This is a genomic window from Aquiflexum sp. (assembly GCF_041749095.1).
Taxonomy (GTDB): Bacteria; Bacteroidota; Bacteroidia; order Cytophagales; family Cyclobacteriaceae; genus Aquiflexum.
In genome coordinates this window covers 26,038-35,646 of record NZ_JBGTCA010000284.1, presented here as the reverse complement: position 1 = coordinate 35,646, position 9,609 = coordinate 26,038, and the positions used below count along the sequence as shown (strand labels likewise).

Genomic DNA, 9,609 nt, shown 5'->3' with positions numbered 1-9,609 from the left:
GTTGGAATTGCAATTGATTTAGATTGTGCCAAAGTCCTAAGTTCGTTAAGGGATTTTGTATTTTCCTCTTCCATCATCTTACCCAGTTCTTTTACATCAGCAGTATTGCCTTTTTGTTGGGCCAATTGCCCTAAGCTGATATTCTCATATCGCATTTCGGCAGCATCCATCAAAAACTGAGCGTCGTTATCATTGTCAATTACCACGGCAGTTCTATTGTTTCCGGCCGTATTGTCTGCAGTCAGATTAGAACTATTCTCCTGTTCAGCAACATCTCTCGAATCGTTGGTTCTGTTTTCAGAACATGATGTTGCAATAACTAATGTGCCTGCGATACACAAAGTGTACATCAGGATTGATTTTAAATTTATTAGATTTTTCATAGTAATAATTGGTTTAGTTTTCATAAAATATACAAGGGTGCTTTCAGAGTCCTTTGTACATGTTGGGATATTAATAGTGAATCTCTTCACCACTGTGAGATTTCCAATTGTCCTGTAGGTATTTGGCATCTTCTTCATTTTTCGGGGTTACCGTAATGACCACATTGCCTTCTTTGATTCCGGATTCATATAATTTAGCCCTAGCTTCAGGTATACCTGAACCGACCAAGGCACCGATTAGACCACCGGCAATACCACCTGCACCGGCACCGACCAAACCTGCTACTAATGGCCCTGCTATCAGAATTCCCAATCCGGGAATAACTACACTTGTACCAATGGCAGCAATCACACCTCCTATTGCACCTAAAGTACCCCCGATGGCAGATCCTTTACCTGCATGTTCGGCAGCCTTGGTTCCTATTTCGGTCTTTTCAGCTCCTTCTTCCTTATAATCTCTTTCCCGTGTGTCTTTTGACATCAGCAAGTTGATTTCATCTTTCGAATAGCCTCTATCGTGAAGGGTATTGTAGGCATTTTCTGCGCTTTCGCGGTCACGGAACATACCTGTCAGTACTCTTTTATTCAGTCCTTGACTTTTTTCAGAATTCCTTTCATTTTGATCATAGTCTCTGTCAGAAGTCCTTTCACCTAGTCCTCGACTCCTATCCGAAGTACTTTCACCTAGACCTTGATTTCTTTCAGAGGACCTTCCTTGTAGAAGGTCATTTTCATTTCGTTGATTTTCCATTTTTAAGTTATTTAATATTATTTGATTGTAAATTGTATTTGATTATTAGCTGCATTGACCTAAAAGAAAGTAAATGATTACAAAGACAATTATAGTCCCGAAGCATCCCCCTCCTAATTTTTTGGCACCATAGCCTGCTATCAGGCCTTTAAATAATCTATTCATATGATAACAAATTAGACTGCTTCCTCTGCCGCTTCTACATTGATGGCATCCATAGCAACATCAGATAATTTTAGATCAGCTTCTTTTTCTTCTTGAAGGGTAGTTGCCAACAGTTTCTCCACCTCAGTCAATTTCAGCGTTTCTGCAAATTGTCGAAGTGTGCCGTATGTGGCAATTTCATAATGCTCTACCTTTTGTGCAGCAGAGATGATTCCGGCATCACGCATGGAGCCTTCCTCACATGATTCCATGATATCAGAGGCCTCATCTATTAAACCGTCCATAGCTTCGCATTTTTCTCCTACAGCTTTGACTTCAATCAATGAGAAAACCTTTTCCAACCTTGTAACATGTTCCTTAGTCTCTTCAAGATGAGATGACAATGCCTCATCCAACTCCTCTGAAGTAGCATTTTTGATCATCTTTGGTATGGCTTTTATCAAAGCTTTTTCTGCCCAATAAATGTCCTTCAATCCATCCTCAAACAACTTCATCAGTTGAGAAGATTGCATGGAAGATTTTTTGTCTGACTTGGATTTCTTAGATCCATTGGTTGACTTTGGCGAATTGGTTTTTTTACTTTCCATCTTTTTATGGGTATTGGTTTAGTTTAAATTTTATTTTTGGCTTTGCGGCTTTTTCTATTTTGATACAAAGGATTCTTTCTCCTCTCTTGACTTCTCACTGTCCTCATATACCGACCAACTCATGACGCCATTTGATGGAGCAGTTGCTTTGTCTACCTTTTCTTTCCTTTCTTCACTTAATTTTTTATTGGCAGTTTGGACGGATTTTTCAGTTCGCTCTGTGCCTTCTGCTTCTTCGTCTAACAAGCCGTTGGTATCCCTGACATGTTGGATGGGATTCTCTATGTATTGCCATTCCTCTCCCATCAATGGGCTTTCCCCTTCATTCCAAGGCCCTTTGACATCTTCGCCATTTGACATGTTGAAGTATTTGTTGCTATACTTAGGATCACTTTCCAGAATTCCGGGAGGAAAATTGGGTTTGATCGTGTCCAAAGCCGCTTGGAACATCTGAAAATGGGCCACTTCCCTGGTCATCAAAAATCGGAGCGATTCTTTTACATAAACATCGTCAGTGAATTTCATGAGGTTTTCATAGACCATTTTGGCACTTGTCTCGGCACCGATATTTAAGCGCAAGTCTGCCGTCAAATCCCCCATTCCCATGATATAGCTGGCACTCCAGGGATTGCCTACGCTATCAGTCAATGTGGGTGTACCACCACTTACAATGAAAAAATGTGGGTTGACCATGGCGTCGTGTATATAATTTTCTTTGGCTGCCTGACCGTCCAACATTTTTGTCAGGTCTGATTCATCGGCTGCATTTTTCAATTCTCCATTTACCCCGGTCAGCAACATCTGAATGGTGGCACCCACAATTTCAAGGTGACTGAATTCCTCGGTAGCTATGTCCATCAACATGTCATATTTATCAGGATAGGCTTTTCTGCAGCCAAAAGCCTGAACAAAATACTGCATTGCCGCTTTCAGTTCTCCGTTTGGCCCTCCAAATTGCTCGAGCAATAATTTTGCGAAGCGGACATCCGGCTTGGAAACTCTCGCATTAAATTGTAATTCTTTTACATGGTGAAACATAACTTTGTGGTTTGGTTAAAGTAAATGGTTAAATATTATTTTAGTTACCGTTTATAGGTTTTTCGAATTTGAATATTTTTGTTTTACAAGAGGTTCCACTTAGGATAATCAGATTTAATTACCTCCATGCATGATGAAAGCCATCATGTTAGAAGCCTCACTTTTTTTTCTCAGGATCATCATTCAATTCAGATAGGATTCCTTTTTCCTTGTCCGATGGCGATACCTTTTCTTTTTGGTCTGGATTGTCATTTAGCCTTGACAAAACACCTTTATCCAGGTTTGCACTTTCCTTCTTCTGATTTTTTTTCATAATATGATTTTGTATATTTTGAAAATATATACAATACAAAATTCAGATTTTTTATATTAAAATAATTACATGTTATTTTGAATATATTATGAAATTAACAGTTAAAAATGTTCTTGATACTTATTTAAATGTTGTAGAAATTTCAAAAGATATGATGAAATATCAATTACCTCTCATTTTAGGCTAATTATGTAGAAAGTCAGAAAGTCAGAAGAGAAGAAAGTCATGTGAGTGGAAACACTCACATGGGGCGGTAGTGAGTGAGACACTCACTTGGGCGCACCGAAAATTACAGGAGCATGAATTCTAACTTTTTTTGTTCAAGATCAACATTCAATTCAGAAAGGATTCCTTTATACTCGTCAGTAGGATATACGCTTTTAAAAAACGGATTTATTTTTTTCAGCCTGAGCTTTGCGCAATTCCCTCATATGCTTAAAATAAGATGGAGTGAGGCCGGTTACTTTTTTGAATTGATTGGAAAGGTGGGAGACACTGCTATAATCCAATTTGTAGGAAATCTCTGTCAGATTAAGCTCATTGTAGAGTAAAAGTTCCTTTACTTTTTCGATTTTATTGAAAATGATAAACTGCTGTATGGTTATTCCCGTGACATCTGAGAATAAGTTGGACAGATAAGTATAATCGTATCCAAGCTGATTGCTGAGATATTCCGAAAAATTGACTTTGAGTATGCTGTCAGAATGATGTATCAGTGTAATGACCTCATTTTTAACTTTATTGATGAGGATATTCCTTTTATCTTCAAGAAGCTCCAGCCCGATTTTTTTCAAATTGGTTCTTAGGGCTTCCATTTGATTCCGGGTTACATTTTCCATTATTTCAACTTCTCCCAAGGAAACATTTACAAACCTGATACCCAAATTCCGCAGTTCTTCCTTGACCACCATGATGCATCGGAGGCTTACCATGTATTTGATATGTAGTTTCTGATTGTCCACGATTTTTAGATTATGCCGATCATTAAGCGTTTAATAGAAAATTTTCTTTATTGAATGGAGGTTCTTGGTAAACTTGGGCATTCATGATTGCTTTTTCAAGAACCTTCTTCAATTTCTCGAAGCTATTAGGTTTATGTATGTAAACATTGGCTCCATGGATAAACGTCTCCTCCATGTCTTTTTCGCTGGAAGAGGTAGAATAGATGGCGATTGTAACATCTTTGAACCTATTGTCAGCCCTGATTTCCTTAAGGCAATCTATGCCGGTTTTTTGTGGCATATTGATATCCAAAAACAGGATATTTGGCAGATTTTCGGATTCAGTAGCGTACAAAAGTTTCATCAATTCCATACCGTCGTTGACAGTTTCAATGATAATTCCTGACTTTATTTCAAAAAACGCATCTTTGAACAGCAGTCGATCTGCTTCATCATCATCTGCAAGTATAATTTTAAGAGATTGATCGCTCATTTTTTTGGTGGTTTTGCGGGGAGGTATATATCAAAGATAGTTCCTTTATTTGACTCACTTGTAGCATATATGAATCCATTATGGTTATCTATAACTTTTTTTACAATAGCAAGCCCTATACCTGTACCAGGATATTCATCTTTGCTGTGTAATTTTTCAAAAACTTCAAATATTCTTACGCTGTATTTTTGATCAAATCCTATCCCATTGTCTGAAAACCGGATATGGCAATAATATTTATGGGCCAGGTTTTCATTTAATTGGATATCTTCTTTTTTTTCAATTTTGGAGGAGATAGAGATCTTAATGGGTATTGCAGGTTTGGAAAATTTCAATGAATTGACGATCAGGTTATTGATCAATTGCCTGAACTGAAAGTGAATCACGCTGATTTCACACATGTCTCCTGTTTCAATGACAGCTTTTTTCTCTTCCAGATTTTCTTTCAATTCCCATTCAACTTCCTTGACAATATCTTCGAGATGAATCATCTCAAATTTCCTTTCTGCAGAATTGAGACTTGAAAACGTCAATAGTTCCTCAATCAGCAACTGCATCCTATTGGCTGATTGTTGCATGTGACGAAAATAGACCTTCCCATCGGGTGTTAAATTGGGCAATTCTTTTTCAAGTATCCTGTCTGCAAAAGTCTGTATCTTCCTTAAAGGTTCCTGCAGATCATGACTCGAGATATATGCAAAAGCCTCAAGTTCCTTGTTGATTTTTCCTAGTTCATTGTTTTTTTCTGCCAATGACCTATTGGAATGGTCCAGTTGTTTGGTTCTTTCCTTTACCGCTTTTTCCAACTTCAGGTTATAATCCTGGGATTCCTTCATATCTTTTGCATAAACCTCCAACTCTTTCTTTTGCATCATTACAGTCTCAGTAATATCATTGAAAGAAAGCAGGATCAATTGTTCGCCATGACTTTTTTGAACAATTCGATTGGCGTTGAGCAAAAAGACCTTTTCCCCAATCCTCGGAAAATTGTGGGCCACTTTATAATTAACGAAAGAGGAATTTTTAGGAACAATATGCTCAAGCAATTCTCTTAAGCTCGGGATATTCCAAGCTTTGTCATCGAGGTCAAACAGGATTTCGCCTTCCATAATTTCCTTTTTTATTCCGAAGGTTTTAAAAAATGAATCATTGGATGTTTTTATTCTAAAATTATTATCCAATACAATCAATGGTTCGTGCAGGGTTGATATAATGGCCTTGGAATAATCATAAGATTCACTGAGAAGGTCATTCCGCGTTTGCAGTTCCTGATTGGTAGTGATGAGCTCCTCATTGGAAGATTCAAGTTCCTCTTTGGAAGTTTCCAGTTCTTCATTGACAGTCTGCAGTTCTTCATTGCTGGACACGATTTCCTCATTGGCGCTTTGCAGCTCCTCTATATATCCCTCATGTTCATGGGCAAGTTCAACGGCATCTTCATGAGAAGTTGCCAACTGTTCCTCAAGCTGGTTGATTCTGTTTTCCTGAAGCTTGACCTGCTTGGATTGCCCATCACCATTATCTTTTAATTCCCCCAGGCCCAAGACCTGCTCATGATTGGAAAAAACCACCAACAACAATTTCTCATCAAAATCCAATTGGATAGGAGCCACCTCAATACTGATGATATATAAGGTATCGTTGATTTTCAGTTCGATTCCCCCTTTTCTGATCCGCTGATTGGTTTTGAAGGATTTGGAAATCAGATTTCTCAAATGAAATGCAATATCTTTCCGGACCAGCTTGAAGATGTTCAGTGATGCCTTTCCTGATACATGGCTAAAATACATGTCTGTATTGCCTCTGAACTGCTTGATTTCATGCTGCTGATTGATCACTACCGAGGCAGGCAAAAAATCAGAAACTAAAATGGCGTCTATGGCCTGCGCCAGTCCGATGCTACTGTGTTTGGTATTGAATTCAGACAGACCTGAACCCGTCCCCTGATGGTCTGAACGGTTGGCGGGCAGTGTCTCTTTTATGGGCATACTTTTGTAGGGCAATGTAAACAGGACGTTATCTGTATTGCTTTTTTTCAAATAGATTTTAAATTTCTTGGCAAGCTGGGTGAATAAATGAGTGGAAGAACTGATTGTCTCTGCTTTGCCGAGCATCAGATAGCCATTATCGTTCAGTGCATAATGAAAAGTCGCAAGGGCCCTTTTCTGTGCCTGTATATCAAAATAGATAAACAGATTTCTACAACTGATAAAATCTATCTTAGAAAATGGCGGGTCTTTGAGAACATTGTGGGTAGCAAAGACACATATATCCCGGATTGATTTGGAAATCTTGTAATTGCCGTCGTTCTTGGAAAAGAACCGCTGCAATCGTCTTGGATAAACAGATTCAAGTTCACTTTTGGTATATATGCCAATCCGGGCTTTGCCGATGGCCTTATCACTCAGGTCAGTGGCAAACAACTTTATGGGAACAGGGTTTTCCATTTTTTCCTGGACTTCCAGAATCATCATGGCAATGGAAAAAGCTTCCTCACCGGAGGAACATGCCGGCACCCAAATGCGCAGTGTCTCTCCTTCTTTTTTTGATTTTAGAAGTTTGGGAATCAAATACCCCTTCAGATATTTATAGGTATCTGAATCCCTGAAAAAACTGGTCACATTGATCAATAAGTCCTGATAAAGAATATCCAGTTCTTCCTTTTGATCATCGACCAGATTCAAATAGGTTTTGAGGTCATCTATCCTATTGAGCAGCATTCTTCTCAAAATCCTCCTTTTGATGGTCCTCATTTTGTAAACTGTGAAATCGACACCCGTAAACTTGAGCAGACTGAACAGTATAGCCCTTAGGTCGGGATTGGAATCAGCAATCTGATCTTCCTCTCTGCCCCTTTGTTCGGTATTTATAACCAGAGGATGTTTACTCAACCTGTTCAGCTCCTGGGCAATTTCTTTTGGGGACAGAATAAAATCCACAATGCCTGCTGAAATGGCCGATTTGGGCATGCTGTCAAATTTGGCAGAACTATCCTGGGCAAAAGTGAGACCGCCATTCTCCTTGATAGACTTCAGGCCTATAGTTCCATCAGTTGCACTTCCACTCAACACGATCCCGATGACATTTTCATCATGAGTCTTGGAAAGAGAGGTAAAAAGAATATCAATTGGCAGATTGAATTTGGGACTTTCAGGCCTTGGTTTCAGGATTATATGACCATTTTGTGCAGAGATCTCCTTGTCGGGAGGTATGATATAAAAACAATCAGGACTTATCAGTACTTTGTCCTCCACCTCCTTTACCACCATAGAGGTGATTTTGGACAGCAGTGGGGCAAGCATGCTCTTATGGTCAGGCTTGAGGTGCTGTACATAAATAAATGCCATGCCCGTGTTGGGGGACAGATTCCTCAACAATTCAGAGACAGCTTCGAGTCCTCCGGCCGACGCACCAATAGCAACTATTGGAAAAGCAGCCTTCCCGGCCGTATTTGAAACCGAATCCCTGACCTTGATTTTATTCCCGGATTGTTCCATGAGATAATTTTTGAAAAGGGCAGCTAAATGATCCACTTGTAAAAATTAAGTGACTCAATCAACGTCTGATTCCTAAAGATACCAATATTACGCTTTCGTTCCGAATGCTTTGATTTAAATGTGAAAGATGTAAATATTTTATTTTTAGTTACAATATTCCCTGACTCAGAGAGTAACTCAGAAACTTAGAAATTCAAATAAAAAATAATATTTTTCATAAATGAAAAAATCCTTTACCACCACTCTTGAAAATTTCCATACCAACTTATGGCACTTCCATATCCCGGTGCCTGAGGACATTGCCCTATCTTTTATTGAAGGGAATAACAAAAGAATTCTCTGCCAACTGAATGAACTTACCCCCTATCCTGCTGCTTTGATGAAAAGTAAGGAGTATTGGTTTATATTGATCAACAAAACTTTGAGAAGCCAACTTAAAATCGAAGAAGGTGAAAAACTGACTGTCAACATTGAAAAAGACCATTCAGAATATGGGCATGAGATGCCCGAAGAATTACAGGTGTTGTTGGATCAGGATGAATTGGGAAGTGAGTTGTTTTATGCACTGACAAAAGGAAAGCAAAGAAGCCTTGTCTATCTTGTCGCCAAGGTCAAAAATCCCAATTCCAGGCTCAACAAATCCCTCGCCATTATCGAGCACCTGAAAGATGTAAAAGGACAACTGGATTACAAGTTGCTGAATGAGAAAATAAAGTATTACAATAATTTGGGGAATGTTAAATAATGGTACCACAAAAGTGACAAAAGAATACAAAAGTTCCTGAATATCGACCTTTGGTGATATAATCTTTTGTCCCCTTTTGTTTCTTTTGTGGTTCAAATTTAAACAATGGTAGAAATAAATATCAGACAGTTACAAAAGGATGAAACGCCACCATACTATCTTTTAGAATTGGCTGATCCATCGCGCAGGATGATAGATTCATACCTTCCGTATTCGGAAGTTTATTTGGTAGAATCCATTGAAAAAATAATCGGGGTATATGTATTGTTTCCTCTTGACCAAAGAGAAACGATTGAAATCAAGAATATTGCAGTACTCCCTGAATTCCAAGGAAAGGGATTGGGGAAATTGATGCTGGGGCATGCCGAAGAAATCTCCCAAAACATGGGATTTTCGAAACTTCGGATTGCCACGGCCAACACCAGCATCGCTCAATTGAAGTTGTACCTTAGTAGGGGATTTTTGCTTCTCGAAATAATTCCTGAATTTTTTATCGATAATTATGAAGTCCCGATTTTTGAAAACGGGGTTCAATGCAGGGATTTGATGGTATTGGAAAAGAATATTTGATGTAAAAATTTTAATTGGAAGGGGCAAATTGTTCGAAGTCAGAAGTCCGAAGTTCGATGACTGCTTACTGAATACTGCCTGCTGTAAACTGCCTACTGTAAACTGACCACTGCCTACTGAGACTGA

10 protein-coding genes are annotated in these 9,609 nt (G+C 38.7%); 2 read left to right on the top strand and 8 right to left on the bottom strand.

Annotation, left to right across the window (positions count from 1 at the left end; genetic code table 11):
- From ACEW8O_RS13395 to ACEW8O_RS13360, 8 genes are all read right to left on the bottom strand, one after another.
- Window positions 1-383: DUF4142 domain-containing protein (locus ACEW8O_RS13395; protein WP_373495130.1), on the bottom strand; the 383-nt coding region annotated here is incomplete at its 3' end.
- 70 nt (window positions 384-453) lie between these two features.
- Window positions 454-1,134, bottom strand: coding sequence for a hypothetical protein (locus ACEW8O_RS13390; RefSeq protein WP_373495129.1), 681 nt, complete (start codon window positions 1,132-1,134; stop codon window positions 454-456).
- A gap of 176 nt (window positions 1,135-1,310) precedes the next feature.
- Window positions 1,311-1,886, bottom strand: coding sequence for a ferritin-like domain-containing protein (locus ACEW8O_RS13385; RefSeq protein WP_373495128.1), 576 nt, complete (start codon window positions 1,884-1,886; stop codon window positions 1,311-1,313).
- A 54-nt stretch (window positions 1,887-1,940) separates the two neighbouring features.
- On the bottom strand, window positions 1,941-2,924 hold the full coding sequence (locus tag ACEW8O_RS13380) for a manganese catalase family protein (protein WP_373495127.1): 984 nt from the start codon (window positions 2,922-2,924) through the stop codon (window positions 1,941-1,943).
- Between the two features lie 157 nt (window positions 2,925-3,081).
- Window positions 3,082-3,237 (bottom strand): hypothetical protein, encoded by a 156-nt coding sequence (locus tag ACEW8O_RS13375; RefSeq protein WP_373495126.1) that lies wholly within the window; start codon window positions 3,235-3,237, stop codon window positions 3,082-3,084.
- Between the two features lie 380 nt (window positions 3,238-3,617).
- Window positions 3,618-4,199, bottom strand: coding sequence for a helix-turn-helix domain-containing protein (locus tag ACEW8O_RS13370; protein WP_373495125.1), 582 nt, complete (start codon window positions 4,197-4,199; stop codon window positions 3,618-3,620).
- 22 nt (window positions 4,200-4,221) lie between these two features.
- Window positions 4,222-4,671: a response regulator gene (locus ACEW8O_RS13365; RefSeq protein WP_373495124.1), complete on the bottom strand. Its 450-nt coding sequence runs from the start codon at window positions 4,669-4,671 to the stop codon at window positions 4,222-4,224.
- Window positions 4,668-8,168 carry a CheR family methyltransferase gene (locus tag ACEW8O_RS13360; RefSeq protein WP_373495123.1) on the bottom strand — a complete coding sequence of 1,167 codons (3,501 nt, stop codon included), beginning with the start codon at window positions 8,166-8,168 and terminating at the stop codon, window positions 4,668-4,670. The genes ACEW8O_RS13365 and ACEW8O_RS13360 overlap by 4 nt, the downstream gene beginning before the upstream one ends.
- Before the next feature lie 220 nt (window positions 8,169-8,388).
- Here ACEW8O_RS13360 and ACEW8O_RS13355 point away from each other — a divergent pair, with 220 nt between their 5' ends.
- Entirely contained in the window at window positions 8,389-8,913 is a 525-nt protein-coding gene (locus ACEW8O_RS13355) for a YdeI/OmpD-associated family protein (protein ID WP_373495122.1), read from the top strand.
- 105 nt (window positions 8,914-9,018) lie between these two features.
- Complete coding sequence (locus ACEW8O_RS13350; RefSeq protein ID WP_373495121.1) at window positions 9,019-9,483, top strand: GNAT family N-acetyltransferase; 465 nt, start codon at window positions 9,019-9,021, stop codon at window positions 9,481-9,483.
- Window positions 9,484-9,609: the final 126 nt, after the last annotated feature.